General features: G+C 68.6%; 24 protein-coding genes and 1 tRNA gene. 13 read left to right on the top strand and 12 right to left on the bottom strand.

Annotation, left to right across the window (positions count from 1 at the left end; all coding sequences use genetic code 11):
- The first annotated feature begins 241 nt into the window (after window positions 1-241).
- Complete coding sequence (locus WJ12_RS04320; RefSeq protein WP_034187326.1) at window positions 242-1,798, top strand: UbiD family decarboxylase; 1,557 nt, start codon at window positions 242-244, stop codon at window positions 1,796-1,798.
- A gap of 58 nt (window positions 1,799-1,856) precedes the next feature.
- Window positions 1,857-2,525, top strand: coding sequence for a LysE family translocator (locus WJ12_RS04315; protein WP_059557164.1), 669 nt, complete (start codon window positions 1,857-1,859; stop codon window positions 2,523-2,525).
- Between the two features lie 117 nt (window positions 2,526-2,642).
- Here WJ12_RS04315 and WJ12_RS04310 read toward each other — a convergent pair whose 3' ends face one another.
- On the bottom strand, window positions 2,643-2,939 hold the full coding sequence (locus WJ12_RS04310) for a hypothetical protein (RefSeq protein WP_006488565.1): 297 nt from the start codon (window positions 2,937-2,939) through the stop codon (window positions 2,643-2,645).
- Window positions 2,940-3,454: 515 nt separating this feature from the next.
- On the opposite strand from WJ12_RS04310, the gene WJ12_RS04305 reads away from it, so the two are divergent.
- Window positions 3,455-4,384 (top strand): Rossmann-like and DUF2520 domain-containing protein, encoded by a 930-nt coding sequence (locus tag WJ12_RS04305; RefSeq protein ID WP_034187324.1) that lies wholly within the window; start codon window positions 3,455-3,457, stop codon window positions 4,382-4,384.
- Between the two features lie 75 nt (window positions 4,385-4,459).
- The gene (locus WJ12_RS04300) at window positions 4,460-5,023 is read left to right on the top strand and encodes a YggT family protein (RefSeq protein ID WP_006488584.1); all 564 of its coding nucleotides are present in this window, start codon (window positions 4,460-4,462) and stop codon (window positions 5,021-5,023) included.
- Between the two features lie 12 nt (window positions 5,024-5,035).
- Here the strand turns inward: WJ12_RS04300 and WJ12_RS04295 are convergent, their stop codons facing one another.
- Window positions 5,036-5,386: a DUF190 domain-containing protein gene (locus tag WJ12_RS04295; RefSeq protein ID WP_034187323.1), complete on the bottom strand. Its 351-nt coding sequence runs from the start codon at window positions 5,384-5,386 to the stop codon at window positions 5,036-5,038.
- Window positions 5,387-5,409: 23 nt separating this feature from the next.
- Window positions 5,410-5,796, bottom strand: a complete 387-nt coding sequence (gene crcB / locus WJ12_RS04290) for a fluoride efflux transporter CrcB (RefSeq protein WP_069245548.1) — start codon at window positions 5,794-5,796, stop codon at window positions 5,410-5,412.
- A 409-nt stretch (window positions 5,797-6,205) separates the two neighbouring features.
- Here crcB and WJ12_RS04285 point away from each other — a divergent pair, with 409 nt between their 5' ends.
- Window positions 6,206-7,417 (top strand): S53 family peptidase, encoded by a 1,212-nt coding sequence (locus tag WJ12_RS04285; protein WP_059557165.1) that lies wholly within the window; start codon window positions 6,206-6,208, stop codon window positions 7,415-7,417.
- A gap of 37 nt (window positions 7,418-7,454) precedes the next feature.
- Here the strand turns inward: WJ12_RS04285 and WJ12_RS04280 are convergent, their stop codons facing one another.
- The 3 genes from WJ12_RS04280 to WJ12_RS04270 form a co-directional block, all read right to left on the bottom strand.
- Window positions 7,455-8,315: an SIR2 family NAD-dependent protein deacylase gene (locus tag WJ12_RS04280; protein ID WP_059557167.1), complete on the bottom strand. Its 861-nt coding sequence runs from the start codon at window positions 8,313-8,315 to the stop codon at window positions 7,455-7,457.
- Window positions 8,316-8,498: 183 nt separating this feature from the next.
- Window positions 8,499-8,879, bottom strand: coding sequence for a TIR domain-containing protein (locus tag WJ12_RS04275; protein ID WP_059557169.1), 381 nt, complete (start codon window positions 8,877-8,879; stop codon window positions 8,499-8,501).
- Window positions 8,876-9,475, bottom strand: coding sequence for an NUDIX domain-containing protein (locus WJ12_RS04270; RefSeq protein ID WP_034187318.1), 600 nt, complete (start codon window positions 9,473-9,475; stop codon window positions 8,876-8,878). The genes WJ12_RS04275 and WJ12_RS04270 overlap by 4 nt, the downstream gene beginning before the upstream one ends.
- An 81-nt stretch (window positions 9,476-9,556) precedes the next feature.
- Here WJ12_RS04270 and WJ12_RS04265 point away from each other — a divergent pair, with 81 nt between their 5' ends.
- The 3 genes from WJ12_RS04265 to WJ12_RS04255 all read left to right on the top strand — a co-directional run bounded on the left by WJ12_RS04265 (window position 9,557) and on the right by WJ12_RS04255 (window position 11,575).
- Window positions 9,557-10,312 (top strand): DeoR/GlpR family DNA-binding transcription regulator, encoded by a 756-nt coding sequence (locus WJ12_RS04265; RefSeq protein WP_034187317.1) that lies wholly within the window; start codon window positions 9,557-9,559, stop codon window positions 10,310-10,312.
- A 112-nt stretch (window positions 10,313-10,424) separates the two neighbouring features.
- Window positions 10,425-11,036 carry a chromate transporter gene (locus WJ12_RS04260; RefSeq protein WP_034187316.1) on the top strand — a complete coding sequence of 204 codons (612 nt, stop codon included), beginning with the start codon at window positions 10,425-10,427 and terminating at the stop codon, window positions 11,034-11,036.
- Complete coding sequence (locus tag WJ12_RS04255) at window positions 11,033-11,575, top strand: chromate transporter (protein WP_059557171.1); 543 nt, start codon at window positions 11,033-11,035, stop codon at window positions 11,573-11,575. Before WJ12_RS04260 ends, WJ12_RS04255 begins: the two co-directional genes overlap by 4 nt.
- A gap of 28 nt (window positions 11,576-11,603) precedes the next feature.
- On the opposite strand, the gene scpB is transcribed toward WJ12_RS04255, so the two are convergent.
- The 3 genes from scpB to WJ12_RS04240 form a co-directional block, all read right to left on the bottom strand.
- Window positions 11,604-12,413 carry a methylmalonyl-CoA decarboxylase gene (scpB, locus tag WJ12_RS04250; RefSeq protein ID WP_059557173.1) on the bottom strand — a complete coding sequence of 270 codons (810 nt, stop codon included), beginning with the start codon at window positions 12,411-12,413 and terminating at the stop codon, window positions 11,604-11,606.
- Window positions 12,410-13,633, bottom strand: coding sequence for a CaiB/BaiF CoA transferase family protein (locus WJ12_RS04245; protein ID WP_059557175.1), 1,224 nt, complete (start codon window positions 13,631-13,633; stop codon window positions 12,410-12,412). The genes scpB and WJ12_RS04245 overlap by 4 nt, the downstream gene beginning before the upstream one ends.
- 61 nt (window positions 13,634-13,694) lie before the next feature.
- Window positions 13,695-15,017, bottom strand: coding sequence for an MFS transporter (locus WJ12_RS04240; RefSeq protein ID WP_059557177.1), 1,323 nt, complete (start codon window positions 15,015-15,017; stop codon window positions 13,695-13,697).
- Between the two features lie 170 nt (window positions 15,018-15,187).
- On the opposite strand from WJ12_RS04240, the gene WJ12_RS04235 reads away from it, so the two are divergent.
- From WJ12_RS04235 to WJ12_RS04225, 3 genes are all read left to right on the top strand, one after another.
- Window positions 15,188-16,126, top strand: coding sequence for a LysR substrate-binding domain-containing protein (locus WJ12_RS04235; protein WP_034187311.1), 939 nt, complete (start codon window positions 15,188-15,190; stop codon window positions 16,124-16,126).
- A gap of 122 nt (window positions 16,127-16,248) precedes the next feature.
- Window positions 16,249-16,590: a DMT family transporter gene (locus WJ12_RS04230; protein WP_059557179.1), complete on the top strand. Its 342-nt coding sequence runs from the start codon at window positions 16,249-16,251 to the stop codon at window positions 16,588-16,590.
- Between the two features lie 108 nt (window positions 16,591-16,698).
- The gene (locus WJ12_RS04225; protein WP_034187310.1) at window positions 16,699-17,325 is read left to right on the top strand and encodes a LysE/ArgO family amino acid transporter; all 627 of its coding nucleotides are present in this window, start codon (window positions 16,699-16,701) and stop codon (window positions 17,323-17,325) included.
- 3 nt (window positions 17,326-17,328) lie between these two features.
- Here the strand turns inward: WJ12_RS04225 and WJ12_RS04220 are convergent, their stop codons facing one another.
- Window positions 17,329-18,495, bottom strand: coding sequence for a mandelate racemase/muconate lactonizing enzyme family protein (locus tag WJ12_RS04220; protein ID WP_059557181.1), 1,167 nt, complete (start codon window positions 18,493-18,495; stop codon window positions 17,329-17,331).
- A gap of 341 nt (window positions 18,496-18,836) precedes the next feature.
- The gene (locus WJ12_RS04215) at window positions 18,837-19,181 is read right to left on the bottom strand and encodes a cupin domain-containing protein (RefSeq protein ID WP_034187308.1); all 345 of its coding nucleotides are present in this window, start codon (window positions 19,179-19,181) and stop codon (window positions 18,837-18,839) included.
- Between the two features lie 296 nt (window positions 19,182-19,477).
- Between WJ12_RS04215 and WJ12_RS04210 the strand changes: the two genes are divergently transcribed.
- Both WJ12_RS04210 and trmB read left to right on the top strand, forming a co-directional pair.
- Window positions 19,478-19,552, top strand: a tRNA-Gly gene (locus WJ12_RS04210).
- Between the two features lie 134 nt (window positions 19,553-19,686).
- A complete protein-coding gene (trmB, locus tag WJ12_RS04205) occupies window positions 19,687-20,454 on the top strand; it encodes a tRNA (guanosine(46)-N7)-methyltransferase TrmB (protein ID WP_059557183.1) in 768 nt (255 codons plus the stop codon).
- Between the two features lie 89 nt (window positions 20,455-20,543).
- On the opposite strand, the gene WJ12_RS04200 is transcribed toward trmB, so the two are convergent.
- Window positions 20,544-21,374, bottom strand: coding sequence for an undecaprenyl-diphosphate phosphatase (locus WJ12_RS04200; RefSeq protein ID WP_059557185.1), 831 nt, complete (start codon window positions 21,372-21,374; stop codon window positions 20,544-20,546).
- Window positions 21,375-21,436: the final 62 nt, after the last annotated feature.

Below are 21,436 nucleotides of genomic sequence, written 5' to 3'. Positions count from 1 at the left end.
TCTAGCAGGGTTTTATAGATCGTCAACACTATAAAAACTCAAATCTATAACAAAAAGTAATTTGAGACGGGCCTTCAGATCGCAAATCCCGTGCCGTAGGGGGTTTGCGCGCGATCGACTTTTTTCTCTGCCGGGCGGCCGCGCGGCGGCGCGGGGTAAAATCGTCGGTCGATTCGGGGCCGCAGCCGGCCGCTACGCCCGCCCATCGCCGCCCGTCATGCGGGCGGCCCGGACCTTCTTCATGAAATACAAAGACTTACGCGATTTCATCCAGCGCCTCGAGGCGCTCGGCGAACTGCGGCGCGTCACGCAACCCGTGTCGCCCGTACTCGAAATGACCGAGCTGTGCGACCGCGTGCTGCGCGCCGGCGGCCCGGCGCTGCTGTTCAACGCACCGACCGGCCATGCGTTTCCCGTGCTCGGCAACCTGTTCGGCACGCCGCGCCGCGTCGCGCTCGGGATGGGCGTCGATGCGGGCGACGACGCCGCGCTCGATTCGCTGCGCGATCTCGGGCGCCTGCTCTCCGCGCTGAAGGAACCCGATCCGCCGAAGAGCCTGAAGGATGCCGGCAAGCTGCTGTCGCTCGCGAAGGCCGTGTGGGACATGGCGCCGAAGTCGGTATCGTCGCCGCCGTGCCAGGAGATCGTCTGGGAAGGCAACGACGTCGACCTGAACAAGCTGCCGATCCAGACCTGCTGGCCCGGCGATGCGGGGCCGCTCGTCACGTGGGGCCTGACGGTCACGCGCGGGCCGAACAAGTCGCGCCAGAATCTCGGCATCTACCGCCAGCAGCTGATCGGCCGCAACAAGCTGATCATGCGCTGGCTCGCCCATCGCGGCGGCGCACTCGACTTCCGCGAGTTCGCGCTGCGGAACCCCGGCAAGCCGTACCCGGTCGCGGTCGTGCTCGGCGCCGATCCGGCCACGACGCTCGGCGCGGTGACGCCCGTGCCCGATTCGCTGTCCGAGTACCAGTTCGCCGGCCTGCTGCGCGGCAGCCGCACGGAGCTCGCGAAGTGCCTGACGCCCGGCGTCGACACGCTGCAGGTGCCCGCGCGCGCGGAAATCGTGCTCGAAGGCTTCATCCATCCGCAGGAAGGCGCCCCTGCGCCCGCGCCTGCCGGCGCACCGCCGCGCCCGGCCGGCAACGCGTCGGCCGCGTACGAGCACGCGCTCGAAGGCCCGTACGGCGATCACACCGGCTATTACAACGAGCAGGAGTGGTTCCCGGTGTTCACCGTCGAGCGCATCACGATGCGCCGCGACGCGATCTACCACTCGACCTACACGGGCAAGCCGCCCGACGAGCCCGCCGTGCTCGGCGTCGCGCTCAACGAAGTGTTCGTGCCGCTGCTGCAGAAGCAGTTCTCCGAGATCACCGACTTCTACCTGCCGCCCGAAGGCTGCAGCTACCGGATGGCCATCGTCCAGATGAAGAAGAGCTACGCGGGCCACGCGAAGCGCGTGATGTTCGGCGTGTGGAGCTTCCTGCGGCAGTTCATGTATACGAAGTTCATCGTGGTCGTCGACGAGGACGTGAACATCCGCGACTGGAAGGAAGTGATCTGGGCGATCACGACGCGCGTCGACCCCGTGCGCGACACGGTGATGGTCGACAGCACGCCGATCGACTATCTCGACTTCGCGTCGCCGGTGGCCGGTCTCGGCTCGAAGATGGGGCTCGACGCGACCAACAAGTGGCCCGGCGAGACGAATCGCGAATGGGGCCGCCCGATCGAGATGGACGCGGCCGTGAAGGCGCGCGTCGACCGGCTCTGGCAGGAGATCGGCCTCTGACGCCATGCGGCCGGCGCGCGCCGGCCCGTGCCTCGCCATCGCCACAAGAACGACAAAGATGAGTTTTCCACCCGCCTCCATGCTGTCCGACGGTTTCTTCCTGTCGCTGTCGCTCTGTCTCGACATCGGCCTCGTGAACGTCGCGATGCTGTCGCTGACGCTGTCGCACGGCTTCCGGCCGGGTTTCTGGCTCGGCCTCGGCTCGTGCGTCGGCGATCTCGTCTATGCGGCGCTCGCGCTCGCGGGAATGGCCGTGCTGCTGCAGTTCGAGCCCGTGCGCTGGATCGTGTGGATCGGTGGCGGCGCGATCCTGCTGTTTCTCACGTGGAAGATGGCGCGCGAAGCACTGGCGCCGGCCAGTGCGGCCGACGACGACGCGGACGACGCCCCGCAGCCGCGGGCGAGCGCGCGGCGCAGCTTCCTGCGCGGGATGCTGCTCGCGATGTCGTCGCCGAGCGCGATCCTGTGGTTCGCGGCGGTCGGCGGCGCACTGATCGCAAAGGCCGGCGCGACCACGCCGGCCACCGCGTCGGTGTTCCTGTCGGGCTTCTTCCTCGGCGGCCTCGCGTGGACGCTCTTCATGTGCACGCTCGCGAGCCAGGGCCGCAAGCGCGCGGGCGCCGGGCTGATGCGCGCGTGCCATATCGCGTCGGCGCTGCTGTTCGCGTATTTCTCGTACAGCGTGATCGTCGGCGGCTACCGCGACCTGATCGTGCACGCGGTGTAGGCGACGACGGCCCGCACGGGCCGCCCGTCAAGCGGCCGCCGCAAAGAAAAACGGCGCAGCGCCCCTGGCGGGACGCTGCGCCGTTTTGCCACGCGCGGTCAGGCCGCGCGGGACGAATCAGCGACGCCAGTAGCCGTGGTGGCCCCAGCCGCCGTACCCGTGACGCCAGTACGGGCGACCGTAGTAGCCGCCGACGACCACGGCGGGCGGCGGCGCATAGTAGGCCGGTGCAGGCGCGTAATAGACGGGCGGAGGCGGCGGCGCGTAGTACACGGGCGGCGGCGGTGCATAAACGGGGTACGCAGGCGCGACCGGGATACCGATGCCGACCCCGATCGACACGTGGGCCTGCGCGGCGCTTGCGGCACCCAGGCCCAGCGCGGCGGCGGCGATGAACGGAATGAGCTTTTTCACTTCGATTCTCCTGCTGGAGCGGTATTTTGTGCGCTCCTGTCGGCAACGGCGGGCATGCACGTCGCATGGAAGCAATGTAGCGAAAACCCGCCCCTCGCGTATCGCGCATTTGTTGCAAATTGCAATTGCACGCAGCGGGAGATGCCCTGCGGCATGGCGTCCTGAGCGGGCGGCGACCCTTGCGGAACGCGCGATTCCGTCCGACAACTCGGGGCGCGACACACGGGCCGGTCAGTCTTACCGGATACGGCACGCGCAGCGGGTACACGCACGTAATGAACGATTACAAATTTGAGACAAGATGCCGACATTTCAAGCGACGCGGGCACGCGCCATGTTTCGGGGTCGGATTCTCCGGTCGTCATTCGGCCGTGACGCCGGGCATCGGTACGCAGGGAGACCGGGCCGCACACCGGTCATGAATACCTGCCATGGCACGGCAGCCGCCCTTGCGCAGCGCCACCGACATTCCTGCGATACTGGCGGTTGCTTCGTTTTTGCTTACGTCCGCCGCCATGCCGCTTCCCGACATCCCCCGCCTCGGCTTCATCGGTGCCGGCCGCCTCGCGCGCTGCGTCGCGCAGCGCTTCGCGCAAGCCGGCTTCCCCGTCGTCGCGATCGCGAGCCGCACGCCCGCGTCGGCGGCCGACCTCGCCGCGCGCATCGACGGGTGCCGGGCAGTCGATACGCCGCAGCAGGTTGCCGATGCCGCCGACCTGATCTTCGTGACGGTGCCCGACGACCATCTCGCACCGACCGCCGCGGCGCTGCGCTTCGACGCGTCGCGCGCCGCCGGCCAGGCAGTCGTCCACTGCAGCGGCGCGTCGGCGGTTGCGCTGCTCGATCCGGCGAAGCAGCAAGGCGTGGCCACCGGCGGCTTTCATCCGCTCTACCTGTTCGGCGGCACCGATGCCGACCTCGCGCGCATCGACGGCTGCTCGGTCACGATCGAAGCCGACGGCGCGCTGCATGCGACGCTGCTGCGGCTTGCTGCCGCACTCGGCTGCCATCCGCTGTCGATTCCGGCCGGCGGCCGGATGCTCTACCACGCGGCCGCGCACTACGCGGCGAGCTTCGCGCTGTGCGGGCTGTCGGAAGCGGTCGAGCTGTGGCGCGGCCTCGGCTTCGACGAGGATGCCGCGCTGCGCGCGCTGCTGCCGATGCTCGCCGGCACGATCGAGACCGCCCGCGACAAGGGGCTCGCCAACGCGCTGGCCGGCCCGGTGTCGCGCGGCGATACGGGTATCGTCGAACGCCAGCTCGCGCTGCTCGAGGCGCGCGGCGGCGATCACGCGGCGCTGTATGCGCTGCTGACGCGCCGCGCGGTCGCGCTCGCGGCGAAGCGTGCCGCCCCGCCGGCGTCGCTGCCGGCGCTGGCCGAAGCCGTCGAAACGTCGCTCGCGCGCACGGCCGCGCCCCCCTCCCCGTCGCGCGACGAGGCGTGATAAGGTGTCGGCCGATGCGCCGCCAACCGGCGTTGGCGGCCGCACGCTACTGACTGTATAAAAAGGATGCCAACGATGTTCGGCGAGATCGCCCGTTTTCTGCTCAATACCGTCTTCACGCTGTTCGGCGCCGCGCTGATCCTGCGCGTCTGGATGCAGGCCGTCCGCGTGCCGCCGTACAACCCCGTCACGCAGGCCGTGCTGCAGGCGACCAACTGGCTCGTGCTGCCGCTGCGCCGCGTGATCGCCGGCGTGCGCGGCATCGACTGGGCCAGCGTCGTCGCCGCGCTGCTCACCGCGCTCGTCTACGTCGTGCTGATGGTCGTGATGGCCGGCTTCGATCCGGCCGCGGTGATCGCGACGCTCGTCGTGGTCGCGCTGCTCACCGTCGTGAAGTGGGCGCTCAATCTCGTGATCTGGATGACGATCCTGATGGCGCTGCTGTCGTGGCTCAACCCGCGCTCGCCGGCGATGCCGATCCTCTACCAGCTCACCGCGCCGTTCCTGAACCCGCTGCGCCGCGTGATCCCGAACCTCGGCGGCATCGACCTGTCGCCGATCCTGTTGTTCGTGATCGTGCAGGTGCTGCTGATGATCGTCACGCGCGCCGCCGTGTCGCTGACGATGTTCGGTATCTGAGTCGACGCCACCCTACGCCGCCGGCCCCTGCGCCGGCGGTGCGCCGAGCGTGTCGATCACGCCGAAGCGCGCCGGCATCATCGCGTAGCACACGCGTACTTTCTCGTGCGACAGCCGCTCGAGCAACCGCTGCGCCTCGTCCTCGGTGACGATGAATTCGACCTCGATCGCGAGCGAACCTTGCAGTTCGAAGAAGCGGTCCTCGTGCAGCACGCGATGCTGGCCGAAGCCGGCCATCGCGCGAAACGCGGACCCGCCCGCGACGCCCATCCGGTTCGCCTCCTCCAGCAGCCATTCCCACAGCGGTTTCCAGTGCAGCCGGTGCTGCTCGTGCACGTAAAAGCGCAAGAAGACGCGGTCCATCGCACCCTCCGATGGCGGCCGGCTCAGGCCGCCGCAAGCCACGCGCGCGCGGTCCACATGCCGAGCGCCGTCAGCGCGAACGATCCAGTCAAGTGTAGGGCAGCCACCGCCAATGCCCATCCGAATTCGCCCTCGAGCGCATGCGTCATCACTTCGACCGAATAGGTCGAGAACGTCGTGAGGCCGCCGAGGAAACCCGTGATCACGAACAGCCGCCACTCGGGCGGCAGCCCGACGCGCGCCGTGAACACGACGGCGGCCACGCCGATCACGTAGCCGCCGATCAGGTTCGACGCGAGCGTGCCGAGCGGCACGGCCGGAAAGAGTGCGTTGAGCGCGAGGCTCAGGAACCAGCGCAGCAGCGCGCCGAGCCCGGCGCCGACGAAGATCGCGACGATCGAATAGGACAAGGCCACTCCTCACTGACGACGCCGCGCGGCGGACACGGCCCACGCTGAACTGTATGCGGAATCGCGCGACGGCGGCAATGCCGGCAGGCGAGCCGGTACGCGCCCGATCGTGTCGCGGCTGTTCGAGGCCTTCCGTTATTTTCGCCAGCGCGACGTAATCGATATTTCCGAACAATTCAATCCGTCATGACAAATTCGTTTTAATACGATGATTATTTATCGGATTTTTAAAAGACAAAAAGACAATTCATTTCCCCCGTCGACCCGGCAAACGTCTGCTTATACGGGCATTCCACGGATTTACCCTCATCAGGCATTCCCGCATCCGGCCGATATTCGATTCAATTGATTCCGTCGATTTCGTAAAATTGTTTCGCCACGCCACTCCATCGACATGGAGACTCGAGAAATGAACAAGATCCGCCTGTCATCCATGTTGATTCCGGCGCTGTGCGCGTCGCTGCTCGCATCGGGCGGCGTGCTCGCCGACGGCAACGGGCCGCAGTCCTACGTCGAAGGCAACCGCGCGCCGAAAGGATTCGCGCGGCCGCCGTTCCACACGAAGCAGCGCGCGAGCACGGCCACGATCGCGGGCCTCACGCCCGCGCTCACGCGGCACGCATACGGGTTCGACTCGATCGCGAACCAGGGCGACGGGATGGTCGTCGCGATCGTCGACGCATACGACGATCCGAAGATCGAGTCGGACCTCGGCGTGTTCAGCAACGCGTTCTCGCTGCCGGCCTGCACGTCGTCGAACGGCTGTTTCACCAAGGTGTACGCGCATGGCGCACGGCCGAAGACCGATTCGGGCTGGGCGCTCGAGATCTCGCTCGACGTCGAATGGGTGCATGCGATCGCGCCGAAGGCGAAGATCATGCTCGTCGAGGCCGCGTCGGCCAGCTTCAGCGACCTCCTGGCCGCGGTCGACGTGGCCGTCAAGCGCGGAGCGTCGGTCGTATCGATGAGTTTCGGCGGCAACGAGTTCAGCAGCGAGACCGGCTTCGACGGCCACTTCAGCGTCGCGGGCGTCACGTTCGTCGCGTCGTCCGGCGACAGCGGCACCGGGACCGAATACCCGGCCGCGTCGCCGTACGTGGTGTCGGTCGGTGGCACGACGCTGTCGTCCGACAGCGCCGGCAACTACGTCGGCGAAGCGGCGTGGAGCGGCAGCGGCGGCGGCGTGAGCACCACCGAGGCCGAGCCGGCCGGCCAGACGGCATGGCCGATTCCGGTGGCCGGCAAGCGCGGCGTGCCCGACGTCAGCTACGACGCGAATCCGTCCAGCGGCTTCGCGGTGTACGACTCGGTCGCCTATCAGGGGCAGGCCGGCTGGTTCCAGGTCGGCGGCACGAGCGCGGGCGCGCCGCAATGGTCGGCGCTCGTCGCGATCGCGAATTCGCTGCGCGCCGCGGCCGGCAAGCGGTCGTTGAGCGGCACCTACGATGCGCTTTATACGGTCGGCAAGAACGCGTACGGCAGCGCCTTTCACGACGTGACGACCGGGTCCAACGGCACTTGCGGCAGCGTCTGCAGCGCGGCCGGCGGCTACGACTACGTCACCGGCCTCGGTTCGCCCGTCGCGCCGGCCCTCGTGCAGGCGCTCGTCGCCCGGCCGTAACGGCGCGATCGGCGCCGCTCGGCCCGTGGCGAGGTGCTCAGCCGCCGCGCCACGCGCGATCGAGCGTGGTCAACGTCGCAAGCGCACCGCCTTCCAGCCCGATCACGTCGGAACGGCGCGCCTGCGCTTCGCGCGCGTTGATGCGGATCACGTCCGCACCGAGCCGTTCGCTCAGCAGCCGCACGGTCGGAATCGCGGTGCCCGCGCCGATCTCGACCACGGCGACGCGCCCGGCCTGCGCGATCCAGTCTTCCAGCGCGCGTTCCTGCGCGTCGTAGCGCGCACCGAGCCAGCCGGTATCGCCGAACATCAGGATGTTCGGCCGCGCGAGGCCGCCGCAATGCGGACAGCCCGGCATGTCGCCGATCAGGCGGCATGTCGCCTCGTCGACATCCGGCACGAACGGCGCCGCCTCCCACGTATCGTCCGTGCACGGCCGCAGGCACTGCATCGCGTGAATAGACCCGTGAATCTCGACGATGCGCGCCGGATCGAAGCCGGCTTTCTGGAACTGGCCGTCGACGTTGCTCGTCAGCACGAAGCCGCCGTTCGGCATCGCGTCGATCCAGCGGCGCAGGATCGCGAAGCCCGCATGCGGCACCGTCGCGCGATAGAGCGCGAGACGGTGCCCATAGAATCCCCACGCGAGCGGCGCACGCGCGCGAAATGCGTGCGGCGACGCGATCTCGTGGAATTCGAGACGCGCGTGACGCAGCGCCGGATATGCGCGCCAGAAGCCGTCCGTGCCACGAAAATCGGGCAGCCCCGAATCGACGCCGATACCCGCGCCGGCCGTCACGAGCAACGCGTCGGCGCGTGCGAGCGCATCGACGGCGGCGGCGACGTGATCGGCGGGCAGTTGCGCGGCGGCGGAATCAACGGAATCGGAGAACGGCATGATGGGGAGGCGGTAACGTCGAACGTTGCGCGGGTGGCGACGCGATCATACGCCCGTTCGAGCGTCGCGACGCCAGCGCGATACAGCGGCGCGATGCCACGCTCGTCCGGCCGCCCCCATGCGGACAGCAGCCGCTACGGCGAGGCCGCCCGCGAACCGTCGGCCCGGCGCCGCGCTGCCCGCTCAGCGATCCGAATCGTCCTGCGCGACCGGAATCGCGTCGGCCGAGAAATAGACCGGCTTGCCGAGCTGCCGTGCAAGGCCGACATCCATGTCCGCTCCGCGCGATGCGCCGTCGATCCGCAGCACCGCATCGCAACGTCGCAACAGCCGGTGCGCGGCCGGATACAGGAACGTCTCGCTGATCGCGTCGCCGACCTGCCGCGACCCGGCCGCGACCGCGAGCGGCAGCGATACCCACTCGCCGATCATCGGCACATGCCCGCGGCGATACACGGCGAGCGCCGCCGTCTCCAGCCGGTGCAGGTTCGCGGCGATGCGCGCGGGGTCGCCGTCGGTGCCGCTGCGGTAGGGGCCGGCGACCAGCACGAGCCGCGGCGTCATGCGGCGCGCGCGCCGGCGGTTTCCCGCAGCGCGACGTACTGCAGCAGCATGATCGTCTTCGCGTCGACGATCTCGCCGCGCTCGACCGCGTCCAGCGCCGCCTGCAGCGGCATCTCGACGACTTCGAGATCCTCGCCCTCCTCCGCGACGCCGCCGCCGTCGCCGGTGCGCAGCGACGCATCGTATTCGCCGACGAAGAAATGCAGCTTCTCCGTCACGGAGCCGGGGCTCATGAACGCCTCGAACACCTTGCGCACGCCGCGCACGCGATAGCCGGTCTCCTCCTCGGCCTCCGCGCGGATGCGCGCTTCGGGTGTTTCATCGTCGAGCAGGCCGGCCGCCGCTTCGAGCAGCATGCCGTCGTGGCCGCTCACGAACGCCGGCATCCGGAACTGCCGCGTCAGCAGCACGTCGCCCGTGCCGGCATGGCGCAGCAGGATCGTCGCGCCGTTGCCGCGATCGTAGGTCTCGCGGCTCAGGCGCTGCCACGTTCCGTCGCGGCGCCGGAAATCGAAGGTCACCTTCCTGAGCACATACCAGTCATCGGACAGCACCGTCGTATCGACGATGCGCACCCGGTCATGCGTTGCAGCCATTGCAGCCTCCCGTTCGACAAAGGACGGCGCCCATGGTAACGTGCAGTTTCGTGCAATTCCAAGAATTTTCGTGCAAACACGATGCTGACGACCCAACGCAAGAAGGCGATCCTCGATGCGCTCGCGCGCGACGGCCAGGTGCTGGCCGTCGAGCTGAGCGCGCAATTCGGCGTGTCCGAAGACACGGTGCGCCGCGACCTGCGCGAGCTCGCGGCCGAAGGCCTGCTGCAGCGCGTGCATGGCGGCGCGCTGCCGGCGTCGCCGGCCGTCGCGCCGTTCGCGCAGCGCGAGGCGCTCGAGACGGCGGAAAAGCGGCGCATCGCGCGGCGGGCCGCGGAGATGATCGCGCCGGGCCAGGTCGCGATCATCGACGGCGGCACGACCTCCGCGCTGCTCGTCGGCCAGTTGCCGGCCGACCTGCGCGCGACGATCGTCACGCACAGCCCGAGCGTCGCGGTCGCGCTGGCCGCGCATCCGTCGATCGACGTGATCCTGATCGGCGGCCGGCTCTACAAGCATTCGATCGTCGCGGTCGGCGCGGCGGCGATGGAAGGCATCGCACGCGTCCACGCGGACCTGTACTTCATGGGCGTCACGGGCGTCCATCCGGTCGCGGGGCTGAGCACCGGCGATTTCGAGGAAGCGGCGATCAAGCGCGCGCTGGCGGAACGCGCGGCCGAGACCGTCGTGCTCGCGTCGCAGTCGAAACTGCGCGCGGCGTCGCAGTTCGTGATCGGCGAGATCACGCTGGCGCAGACGGTCGTCGTCGAACAGGAAACCGACACCGCGCTGACGAAACCGATCGAGGCGGCTGGCGTGACGGTCGTGCGCGCGTAGCGCGTCGGATCGTTGCGGATGCCGTCGCACCGGCGCCGGGCCCATGTCAGCCTGCTGACAGGCGCCGCTTGTAACATGGGCGATCGTCCGATCGCCACGCGCTACCCGCCCGATGCCCCCGTCCACCGCCACGACTTCCCCGGCGCCGCCCGCAGGCGCCGCACCGCCGCCCGGCCTCCTCGCGCTGTTCGTCGCGTTCACGCAGATCGGCCTGACCAGCTTCGGCGGCGGACTGAGCGGGCGGATGATGCGCGACTTCGTCCACGAGCGGCGCTGGCTCGACGAAGAGGCGTTCCTCAACGGCCTCGCGCTGTCGCAGGCGTTGCCGGGTGTCAACGTGAAGAACCTCGCGATCTGGATCGGCTACCGCCTCGCCGGATGGCGCGGCGCGGTGGCCGGCTTCACCGGCATCATCGCGCCGCCGGCCGTGCTGATCGTGCTGTTCGGCGTCGCGTTCTCGACCCTCACGCGCTTCCCGCTCACGCATGTCGCGCTCGCGGGCGCCGCAGCCGCGGCGATCGGACTGTCGATCTCGATGGCCGTCACCGCCGTGCGGCGGCTGCCGCGTCGCGCACTGCCGTTCGCGGTAACGGCGCTCACGTTCGTGTCGGTTGCGGTGCTGCACTGGCCGCTCGTGTGGACCGTGCTGATCGGCGGCACGCTGAGCGTCGCGCTCGAATACCGCCGCGCGGCCGCGGCACCGGCCGGGAACGATACGCGATGACCGTGTCGCCCCGTTATGCGGCCCTGTTCGGCGTATTCGCGCCGTTGTCGATCGCGACGATCGGCGGCGGCCAGGCGATCATCGCCGACATCCAGCGGCAGGTCGTCGACGTGCATCACTGGATGACCGCCACGCAATTCGTGAACGACTTCGCGATCGCACGGATGGCGCCGGGCCCCGGCTCGCTGCTGGCGACGCTGATCGGCTGGCAGGTCGCGGGCTTCTGGGGCGCGGTGATCGCGACGCTTGCGCTGTTCGGCCCGACCGCGTTCCTGATCTACGGCGTCGCGCATCTGTGGCGGCGGCACCAGGGCAAGCGCTGGCAGATCGCGCTCGAAGCCGGCCTGCGCCCGATCGCGGCCGGCATGATCCTCGCATCGGTCTGGGTGCTGCTGCAGGCGCTCGACGGCGGCTGGGCCGCGCGCGCGATCGCGGTGGCGTCAACGCTGTGCGTGATCTACACGCGCATTCACGCCCTGCTGCTGATCGCGCTCGGCGCGTTGCTGCTCGTCGGCGTGCACGCGCTCGGCGGCATGTAGCGCACCGCCGCAGCGCGACCGAACCCGCCTAGACGCCGCGAAACCGCGGCGCTCGGTGCTCGCCAAACGCACGCAACCCTTCGTCGAAGTCGGCGCCTTCGCACGCTTGCCGGCGCAACTCGGCAATCCGTTCGAATGCGTCGGCAGGCAGCGGCCGCGCGTCCTGCAGCACGCGCAACTGCTCCTTCACCGCATGCACGGCAAGCGGCGCCTTCGCGGCAATCGTGCGCGCGACGTCGAGCGCCGCGTCGTCGACGCCACCGGCTTCGGCCAGCCGGTTCACGAGCCCGTGATGCGCGGCGCGCGCCGCATCGAGCGGCTGCGCGCAGAAGAACATTTCCTTCAGCACGTGAATCGGCAGGTTGTCGTAAAAACGCAGCAGGCCGCTCGTCGAGTACGGCAGGCCGAGGTTCGCCGGCGTCATCGCGAAACGCGCGTCGCGCGCCGCGACGACGAGGTCGCAGCTCATCACGAGATCGACGGCCCCGCCCCACGCCGACCCGGCGACCGCCGCGACCACCGCGCCCGGATAGGTCCGCACGCGCCGCAGCGCGCGTTCGAGCGGCTTGCCGTAGGCGAGCGGATCGCGATCGTCCGCCAGTTCGCGCAGGTCGTGCCCCGCGCTCCACACGTCGCCGCTGCCGTCGTTCGACAGGATCACGACGGGCGGCGGACGATGCCCGGCCAGCGCATCGAGGTGCGCGACCAGCGCATCGAGCAACGGTGCGTCGAGCGCATGCCGCCGCGCCGGATTCGCGAACCGCACGCGCGCGATCCGCTCGCCGACCATGTCGACCGTCACGGTCGACGCGCTGTCGTGTTTCGTCATGGCGGTCATTGCACGGCCTCCGCCACGGCTTCCGCCTGGAAGATCGCACGCCCGGCCAGCAGTTGGTCGATCGCGTCGTCGCCGTAGCCCGCTTCGCGCAGCACGTCGACCGTATGCTCGCCGAGCAGCGGCGGCGCGTGGCGCGTGCGCGGCGCGGGCAGGTCGTCGCCCATCCCGCCGAGCGGCGTGACGACCTGGCGCAGCGTGCCGAGCGTCGGATGCGCAACCGGCTCGACCAGCCCGCAATGCGCGAGCTGCGGATCGTCGAACACTTCGTCGAGCGTGTTGATCGGCCCGGCCGGCAACCCGGCTTCGACGAAACGCCGCGTCCATTCGCGCTTGCCGCGCGTGCGCAGCCGGCTTTCGAGCAACACCTTGAGTTCGTCGCGATGCGCGACGCGTGCATCGTTGGTCGCGAAGCGCGGATCGTCCGACAGCTCGGGCAGCTCCAGCAACTGGCACAGCCGCAGCCACATGTCGGTCGTGATCGGCGCGAGGTTGAGCGGCCCGTCGGCGGTCTCGAACACGCCGTACGGCGCGATCACCGCATGCGCATTGCCGGTGCGGCGCGGCACGTCGCCGAGACTCAGGTAGCGTTGCCCGTGCACGCTCAGCAGCGCAACGAGGCTTTCGAGCAGCGACGTGCCGACATGCTGGCCGCGACCGGTGCGCTCGCGCTCGAACAGTGCAGCCATCACGCCGGTCGCGACCCACATTCCCGAGCTGAGATCGCCGATCGCGGTACCCGTGCGGGTCGGTTCGCCGTCCGCGAACCCGGTGAGGCTCATCAGCCCGGCATAACCCTGCGCGATCTGGTCGAAGCCCGGCCAGTCGCGCAGCGGGCCGCGCGGGCCGAACGCGGTGACGCTGCCCATCACGAGCCGCGGATCATGCGCGCTCAGCGCCGCGTAGCCGAGCCCCATCGCATCCATCGTGCCGGCCTTGAAATTCTCGATCACGACGTCGGCCTGCGCGATCAGCCGCCGCACGACGTCGAGGCCCGCCGGCTGCCGGAAGTCCACGCAGATACCGCGCTTGTTGCGGTTGCAGGACAGGTAGTACGTGCTCACGCCGCGATCGAACGGCCCCCATGCGCGGCTCATGTCGCCGTGCGGCCCCGACTCGACCTTGATCACGTCGGCGCCGAGATCGGCGAGCACCATCGAGCAGAACGGCCCCGACAGCGCGCGACTCAGATCGACGACCTTGATTCCCTTCAATGCCTGCATTCCGGACTCCTGATATTGATGACTGGGTGTGGCGTGGAAGCGAACGACGCGCGTGTAGCGCTCATTCGGGCAGCGTCTGATGCCGCGTTTCGACCGCGAACGGCAGGATCAGGATGCCGAGTCCGAACGCGGCCGCCGTCCACGCGACGGGCACGCCGAGCGACCCGTAGCCGTGAATCGCGGCGCCGAGCAGGAAGTTCACGCCCGCGCCGATGAAGCGGCCGACCGACGCGTTGAACGCGAACGCGGTGGCGCGCACGCGCGTCGGGTACTGCTCGGGCAGCCACAACGAGAAGATCGCGAAATTGCCGCCGAAGAAACCGAGGAACGCGAGCGACGCCATGAACGCCGCCAGCCCGTTCGGCTGGTAGAACGCCCAGCCGAACGCGAACACGATCGAGGCCGCCATTCCCGCGAAATACACGCCGAGCGCGGTGCGTCGGCCGAGCCGCTCCGACAGCCACGGTGCGACCAGGCAGCCGGCGATCGTCGCGCACGACAGGATCGCCGCACCGACGGACGCGAGCCGCAGCGCGCCGACGTGATCGATGCCCGCGCGCGCCGCCAGCGTGCTGACCGCGCTCGCCTCGTAGACGGAACCGGCCCACAGCCCGACGATCGCGACGCCGACGAGGCTCGCGCTCGTCAGCGTGCGGCGCAGGAACGCCGGCGCGAAGATCTCGCGCAGCGGGTGCGCGCGCCGCGCGTCGGCCACGTCGCCGTCGCGCGCGTCGTGCCGACGCCACTGCCCGGGCTCCTTCACGCGCATCACCGTGAACACCGCGAGCAGCGCGGGCGCCAGACCGCACAGGAACATCGCGCGCCAGCCGTAGGTCGCGCCGATCGTGTAGTTCAGGCAGGCGGCGATGAAGAAGCCGAAGTAGTAGCCCGTCTGCAGGTAACCGGCGCCCATCTTGCGGCGGTCTTCCGGCCAGCTCTCGGCCACGTAGGTGCCCGCGAGCGCCCACTCGCCGCCGACGCCGATCCCGGCGATCAGCCGGCACGCGGCCAGCGCCCATACGTCGTGCACGAACGCGGCCGCGCCGGTGAACACCGAGTAGATCAGGATGCTCGCGGCGAGCGTGCGCACGCGTCCGAAGCGGTCGGCGAGCGGCCCCCAGACGAACGACAGCCCCCAGCCGATCAGGAACAGCGCGAACAGGATCGACCCGTACATCCCCAGATTCGCGGGCGTCGCCGCGATGCCGGACGCCGGCAGCAGTTCGGTCAGCGCGGGAATCAGCACGAGCGCGTAGATCACCGAATCCACGCCGTCGAGCACCCAGCCCGCGTAGACGGCCCAGAAGCCCTTCACCTGCTCGCGCGTGAGCGGCGTGCGCCGCGGCTTCGCGCCGGCCGTCGGCGCGTCGATCGCCTTGAACATCTTCGTCTCCTTGCCGGCAGGGCCGGCACGTTCGCCGCGTCCGGTCCGGAATGGCCGGCAGTCGGGCTCTTTTGTGAGACGAGTATAGAAACCCGATCGATCGCGGAAAAATATGATATTCATCTTGCTCGATCGGATTGGCTTATGACTCGAACCGGGAGACGGCGGCGATGGACTTGAGACAGTTGCGCTATTTCGTGAAGGTCGTCGAATGCGGCAACGTCACGCATGCGAGCGAGGCGCTGCACGTCGCACAGCCGGCGGTGAGCCAGCAGATGCGCAATCTCGAACAGGATCTCGGGATGCAGCTGCTCGAGCGAAGCGTGCGCGGTGTCGCGCCGACCGCCGCCGGCCGCACGCTGTACCAGCACGCGCTCGACCTGCTGCGCCAGGCCGACGGCACGCGCGAGCTGCTGCGCCGCGACGCCGACACGCCGCAGGGCCGCGTGACGGTCGGCATGCCGTCGAGCACCGCGCGCGTGCTGGCCATTCCGCTCGCCCGCGCGGTGCGCGACCGCTACCCGGGCATCATGCTGGAGCTGATCGAGGCACCGAGCGCCGATCTCGACACGCTGCTCGAACGCGCGCGGCTCGATCTCGCGATCGTCGTCGATGCGGTCGATACGCGCGGCATCGCGGTCCACCGGCTGCTGACGGAGACGCTGTACCTGATCACGTGGCCCGAATTCCAGGTGCCGGACGATCCGGTGCCGCTCGACGCGATCGCGCGAATGCCGCTCGTGCTGCCGAGCGCGCCGAACACGATCCGCAACCGCGTCGACTGGGCAATGCGCGAGGCCGGGCTGTCGTACGAGATCAGCTTCGAGGCGAGTTCGACCGGGCTGCTGTTCGCGGCCGTGATGGCGCAGCTCGGCGTGACGATCCTGCCGTGGACGGCCGCGCACGTCGAGATCGAGGAACGCAAGCTCAAGCTGTCGACGGTCGCGCACCGGCTGTTCGCGCGCGACCTGTCGCTGTGCTGGCACGATACGGCGCTCGTCAGCAACGCGGTGCAGAAGGTCAAGGGCGAGATCGTCCGGCTGTTCGACACGCTCGGGCAGCGGCCGGAGTGGGCGGCCGGCAATAACGATCGCAGCGATCGCACGTGACCCGTGCCGCGCTTGCTTAGTGCGGCCCCACCGCACGTACCAAGCTCCTTTCATGGGGGGACCGCTGACACCTCCGCTTCTCCTTGCCGCCCGATATAAGCGTCGGGGGAAGGAGGCCGTTCGTGTCCCCGTTCCAGTCTGCCTGGCTTCTGCTGGGCGTCAGTGTTCTCGCCGAAGTGCTCGGCTCCGTCGGCCTGAAATTTTCGGCCGTTTTTTCCCGCCCGCTGCCGTCTGCGCTCACGATCGCCTGCTATGCCTGCGCCGTATGGCTGATGGCGCTCGCGACGAAGCGGCTCGAACTGGGGCTCGCGTACGCGAGCTGGGCCGCCGCCAGCACCGCGGCCACCGCCGTGATCGGCATCGTCTGCGTCGACGAGTGGGTGTCGTCGCTGAAGCTCGCCGGCCTCGCGCTGACCGTCTGCACGCTCGTCGCGCTCAACCTCGGCGATGCAGCGGCGCGGTGATCGACGCGCAGGCGCCCGGCGCGGCATTGACAACGCCCCCCGGCCCCCCTTAACGTTGCTCACATCGTAACCATCACCGGTTCAGCTTAAGAGGTTGTCGGCCCGCTCGTGCTCGACACCTCTGCCTTCCTCGAAGGCCTGCTGCTTGGCGCCGGCCTGTTCACGTCGGTCGGCCCCAAGGACGCCTTCGTCATCAAGCGCTCGCTCTCGAGCCCTCACCTGCTCTCCATCGCCCTCGTCTGCGCAGGCAGCGACGCGTTGCTGATCGCGCTCGGCGCGCGCGGGTTGTCTTCGTTGCTGTCGCGCCATCCCGGCGTCGTGTCGGCCGCGCTGTGGGCCGGCATCGCGTATCTGGCCGGTTACGGCCTGCTCGCGTTGCGCTCGGCGATCCGGCGACGACAGCCGGAACACGTCACGGGTCCACGCTCGGCCACCGAACCCACGCGGTCGAGCACGGTGCTCGCCACCGCCGCCGTTTCGCTGCTCAATCCGTATGCGTGGATCGATACCGTGCTGCTGCTCGGCACCGTGATCGTGAGTCATGCGCCGTCCGCACGCGCGCCGTTCGCGATCGGTGCGATGACGGCTTCGCTCGTGTGGTTCCTGATGCTCGCCTATGGCGCACGCGCGTGCCGTGCCTGGTTCGCTCGCACGCTCGCGTGGCGTGTGCTCGACGGTTTCGTCGCGGTGATGATGCTCGGCTTCGCGATTCGGTTCGCGATCGATGCGCTTTAGGTTTCAGCGACCGGATACCGGGATCGCGCGGAATGTATCGTGCGCGTTGGCATGCAGTTCGAAACCGATACCGGGCGCCTGCGGCACGCGTACGTATCCGGCGTCGACGGTTTCGCCGTCGGCCAATCCGCTGAACGGATGGAACGCGAACGGGCTGACTTCCGCGCCGCCGAGACCGAGCGCCGCGACGACGTGCAGCGAGAACAGATGGCCGCCGTGCGGCCAGAACGCATCGCGCCGCCAGCCGCGCGACACGAAGTGATCGACTATCTGCAGATAGCCCGGCAGCCCGTAGCCGTGCACGGGATCGAACACGAGCACGTCGCGATCGCGGCGCAAACCGCCATAGCGCTCGAGCAGCTTCGCTTCCGCGAGCGAGAACAGCGCTTCGCCGGCCGCGATCGGCGGGGCGTATCGTGCGGCGAGGTCCGCCTGAAGCGGCAGGTCGAGCGGGTCGCACACGTCCTCGAACCACCAGAGATCGAACGGTGCGAGCATCTCGGCGGCCGCGCCGACCGTCGTGGCGTCATACGTATTCATCGCGTCGACCGCGAGATGCGAACTGTCCGCGAGGTGCGCGGCGGCGACTTCGATGCGGCGTCGATCCTGGTCGAGATCCGCGCCGCCGATCTTGATCTTCGCATGCGTGTAGCCGAGATCGGCGAAACGACGCATCTCGTCCGACAGGCGCGCGAGGTCGTCATGCGGATAGCGGTAGCCGCCGCCGGCATACACGCGCACGCGGGTTGCCGCCGTGCGTTCGAGCCGGTCGGCGAGAAAACGACTGAGCGGCAGGTCGGCAATTTTCGCGGCGGCGTCCCAGATCGCCATGTCGAGCGTGCCGACCGCGACGCAACGTTCGCCGTGGCCGCCGGGCTTTTCGCCGGCCATCATCGCGCGCCATGCACGGAACGGGTCGAGGTTCGTGCCGGTATCGTCGGCGAGGGTATCGGCGGCGGCCAGCAGGCGCGGCGCGAACCGTTCGCGGATCAAACCGCCCTGCGCGAAGCGGCCGATCGATGCGTAGCCGTAGCCCGTCACCGGGCGGCCGTCGCGCACGACGTCGGTCACGACCGCGACGGCGCTCGTCGTCAGGCCACCGGACGGAATCGCGGGATCGGCATAACGCGACACGGGAATCGCGCGCTCGTGGATGGCGGTGATGCGCATGGTCGGGCTCCGGAGAGGCGTCCGGCGCAGGCGGATGGTTCATGCGCTGCAGCGGAATCGATGGGCGGATCGCTGCATCTTAGGGGTTTGCGTGACAGCGTGCAGGACCGGCGGCGACCGTCGTCGCGTTATCGCCGGACAACCGCGCGTCGCATTCGTCACGGGTTGCAGCCGAATAGCAGAGTGCGCCGAGCCTTTTGCCACGCTCGGCGCGCTATTTCCGGACCGGATAGGCATTCATTGATTGAGCCGGAGTCCTCGTTTGCTCCTCGCGGCTTGGTGAGCCGCGAGGATGCAGGGCGATGACGGTATGCGTGGGCCGGGTCGAATCGACCGCCCGCTCAGGCGAAGACGAAGTACTTGCGCACCGTCTCCACCACTTCCCACGTCCCTTTCATGCCGGGTTCGATCACGAACACGTCGCCGGCCTTCAGGTGCACCGACTCCTCCCCTTCCGGCGTGATGATGCAGTACCCATCGAGGAAGTGGCAGTACTCCCACTTCTCGTAGTTCACCTCGAACTTGCCCGGCGTGCAGATCCAGGTGCCCATGATCTTGCTGCCGTCTTTCGAGACGTACGCGTTGAGGTTCACGGTGTGCGGATCGCCGCCGATGCGCTTCCACTTGGTCGCATCAAGGACAGGCGTCGGGCAGGTTTTGCGCAGAACGGTGATGAAATCGGACATGTCGGCTCCAGACTGACGATCGTGTAAGAGACCTGTCACGTTAGTTCGAAAGCCTTGCCCGGGCTTGTATGCGTCCGACACCGACTCGTCCATTTTCGACATCGGCTGGTAGAGGCACGCCGCCGGCGGGTTTCGTCCGGTCTGGGTGCCACGGAACCGCCTCACGTAATGGCCGATCTGCCGCGTGGACGGTGCATCGAGATAGGTGTCCATCACGGTACACAAAGTCGTTTGCCAGCCGCCCAAACAACCTCACTTGCCACGTCGTCGCTAAACCTTGTAGAATTACGCGTTCTGCGGGCGTCGTATAATGGCCATTACCTCAGCTTCCCAAGCTGATGACGTGGGTTCGATTCCCATCGCCCGCTCCAGTTTTCGGCTGCATCGCAGCCTGCGCAAAAGCCGCCTCGTCGAAGGCGGCTTTTTTGTACCATGTGCCGGATCGCCCGGCGCACTGCCGCGCACAACGGGCCCTCGCCCGCAACCGAGCCTTTCTCTGTCACCGATGATGCACGACGATCCGAACGAAGCCGGCCTGCCGCCGCACGACGACGCCATTTCCGACGAAGCCGCCGAAGGCGCCGACGACGTCAATCCGCTGCACCGCCGCCGCATCCGCAGCTTCGTGACGCGCGCCGGCCGCGTGTCGACCGGCCAGCGCCGCGCGCTCGACGAGTTCGGCCCGCGCTTCGTCGTCCCGTATGCGCCGGAACTGCCCGACTGGAACGCGATCTTCGGCCGCAACGCGCCGCGCATCCTCGAGATCGGTTTCGGGATGGGCGCGTCGACCGCGGAAATCGCCGCGCACCGCCCGGGCGACGACTTCCTCGGCGTCGAAGTCCATGAGCCGGGCGTCGGCGCGCTGCTGAAGCTGATCGGCGAGCAGGATCTGCCGAACATCCGCATCATCCAGCACGACGCGGTCGAAGTGCTCGAGCACATGATCGCGCCGGAAAGCCTCGACGGCGTGCACATCTTCTTTCCCGATCCGTGGCACAAGGCGCGCCACCACAAGCGCCGGCTGATCCAGCCGCCGCTCGTCGCGCATCTCGCGTCGCGCCTGAAGCCCGGCGCCTACATTCACTGCGCGACCGACTGGCAGAACTACGCGGAGCAGATGCTGGAAGTACTCGGCGCGGAGCCGACGCTCGAGAACACGGCCGCCGACTACGCACCGCGCCCCGACTACCGCCCGGTGACGAAGTTCGAACGGCGCGGGCTGCGGCTCGGCCACGGCGTGTGGGACCTGGTGTTCCGCAAGCGCGCCGGTTAAGCCCCCGCTCCGCCCAGAAAAAACGGCCCGACCGGCATTGCCGATCGGGCCGTTTTTTCATGCCCGCACGCCGGATTCCGGCGCGCGCCTCACGCCCAGTTCAGCCAGCCGCTGTAACCGACCAGCAGCACGAACAACCCGAACGCGATCCGGTACCACGCGAACACCGTGAAATCGTGCGTCGCGACATAACGCAGCAGCCAGCGCACGCACACGAACGCGCTGACGAACGCCGCGACGAGCCCGAGCGCGAACAGGCCGAGCGAATCGACGGTGAACGCCTGCCAGTCCTTGACGGTTTCGTAGAGCGTCGCGCCGAAGATGATCGGAATCGCGAGGAAGAACGAGAACTCGGTGGCCACGCGCCGGTCGAGGCCGAACAGCATCCCGCCGATGATCGTCGAGCCCGAGCGCGACATGCCGGGCACCAGCGCGAAGCATTGCGCGATGCCGACCTTGAACGCATCGAGCGGCGTCAGCGCATCGACCGACATCACGCGCGGCGGCTCGCTGCGTTCGCGCTGCCGCGCCTCGGCCCACAGGATGATCGCGCCGCCCACGACGAGTGCGAACGCGACGGGCACCGGCGAAAACAGCACGGCCTTGATCTTCTTCTCGAACAGGAGGCCGAGCGCGATCGCGGGAATCGTCGCGATCACGACGTTCAGCGTGAAGCGCCGCGCGTCGGGCCGGCTCGGCAGCCCGGTCACGATGGATGCGATCCGCTGCCGGTATTCCCAGCAGACCGCGAGAATCGCGCCGAACTGGATCACGACGTCGAACGTCTTCGCGTGCGAATCGTTGAAATTCAGGAAGCTGCCCGCGACGATCAGGTGGCCGGTGCTCGACACCGGCAGGAATTCCGTCAGCCCCTCGACGACGCCGAGGATCAATGCCTTGCAGATCAGGATCCAGTCCATCCGTGGCCCAACTCCGAAAAGGTCGAAAGAAAGGGCCACTCTTCCACGCGCGGCCCGCCCGG

The sequence above is a fragment of the Burkholderia seminalis genome (genome assembly GCF_001718535.1).
In the GTDB taxonomy this organism is placed as follows: Bacteria; Pseudomonadota; Gammaproteobacteria; order Burkholderiales; family Burkholderiaceae; genus Burkholderia; species Burkholderia seminalis.
This window is presented reverse-complemented; position numbering and strand designations above follow the sequence as displayed.

Excerpts from the sequence above, each read along its gene's own strand:
- WJ12_RS04215 (WP_034187308.1), bottom strand. The coding sequence starts at position 19,181 with ATGTCCGATTTCATCACCGTTCTGCGCAAAACCTGCCCGACGCCTGTC.
- WJ12_RS04245 (WP_059557175.1), bottom strand. The coding sequence starts at position 13,633 with ATGCAGGCATTGAAGGGAATCAAGGTCGTCGATCTGAGTCGCGCGCTG.
- WJ12_RS04280 (WP_059557167.1), bottom strand. The coding sequence starts at position 8,315 with ATGCCGTTCTCCGATTCCGTTGATTCCGCCGCCGCGCAACTGCCCGCC.
- WJ12_RS04300 (WP_006488584.1), top strand. The coding sequence starts at position 4,460 with ATGTTCGGCGAGATCGCCCGTTTTCTGCTCAATACCGTCTTCACGCTG.
- WJ12_RS04285 (WP_059557165.1), top strand. The coding sequence starts at position 6,206 with ATGAACAAGATCCGCCTGTCATCCATGTTGATTCCGGCGCTGTGCGCG.
- WJ12_RS04295 (WP_034187323.1), bottom strand. The coding sequence starts at position 5,386 with ATGGACCGCGTCTTCTTGCGCTTTTACGTGCACGAGCAGCACCGGCTG.
- WJ12_RS04315 (WP_059557164.1), top strand. The coding sequence starts at position 1,857 with ATGAGTTTTCCACCCGCCTCCATGCTGTCCGACGGTTTCTTCCTGTCG.
- WJ12_RS04260 (WP_034187316.1), top strand. The coding sequence starts at position 10,425 with ATGCCCCCGTCCACCGCCACGACTTCCCCGGCGCCGCCCGCAGGCGCC.
- WJ12_RS04220 (WP_059557181.1), bottom strand. The coding sequence starts at position 18,495 with ATGCGCATCACCGCCATCCACGAGCGCGCGATTCCCGTGTCGCGTTAT.
- WJ12_RS04200 (WP_059557185.1), bottom strand. The coding sequence starts at position 21,374 with ATGGACTGGATCCTGATCTGCAAGGCATTGATCCTCGGCGTCGTCGAG.
- WJ12_RS04320 (WP_034187326.1), top strand. The coding sequence starts at position 242 with ATGAAATACAAAGACTTACGCGATTTCATCCAGCGCCTCGAGGCGCTC.
- WJ12_RS04270 (WP_034187318.1), bottom strand. The coding sequence starts at position 9,475 with ATGGCTGCAACGCATGACCGGGTGCGCATCGTCGATACGACGGTGCTG.
- WJ12_RS04235 (WP_034187311.1), top strand. The coding sequence starts at position 15,188 with ATGGACTTGAGACAGTTGCGCTATTTCGTGAAGGTCGTCGAATGCGGC.
- WJ12_RS04240 (WP_059557177.1), bottom strand. The coding sequence starts at position 15,017 with ATGTTCAAGGCGATCGACGCGCCGACGGCCGGCGCGAAGCCGCGGCGC.
- WJ12_RS04275 (WP_059557169.1), bottom strand. The coding sequence starts at position 8,879 with ATGACGCCGCGGCTCGTGCTGGTCGCCGGCCCCTACCGCAGCGGCACC.
- scpB (WP_059557173.1), bottom strand. The coding sequence starts at position 12,413 with ATGACCGCCATGACGAAACACGACAGCGCGTCGACCGTGACGGTCGAC.
- WJ12_RS04255 (WP_059557171.1), top strand. The coding sequence starts at position 11,033 with ATGACCGTGTCGCCCCGTTATGCGGCCCTGTTCGGCGTATTCGCGCCG.
- trmB (WP_059557183.1), top strand. The coding sequence starts at position 19,687 with ATGATGCACGACGATCCGAACGAAGCCGGCCTGCCGCCGCACGACGAC.
- WJ12_RS04265 (WP_034187317.1), top strand. The coding sequence starts at position 9,557 with ATGCTGACGACCCAACGCAAGAAGGCGATCCTCGATGCGCTCGCGCGC.
- WJ12_RS04305 (WP_034187324.1), top strand. The coding sequence starts at position 3,455 with ATGCCGCTTCCCGACATCCCCCGCCTCGGCTTCATCGGTGCCGGCCGC.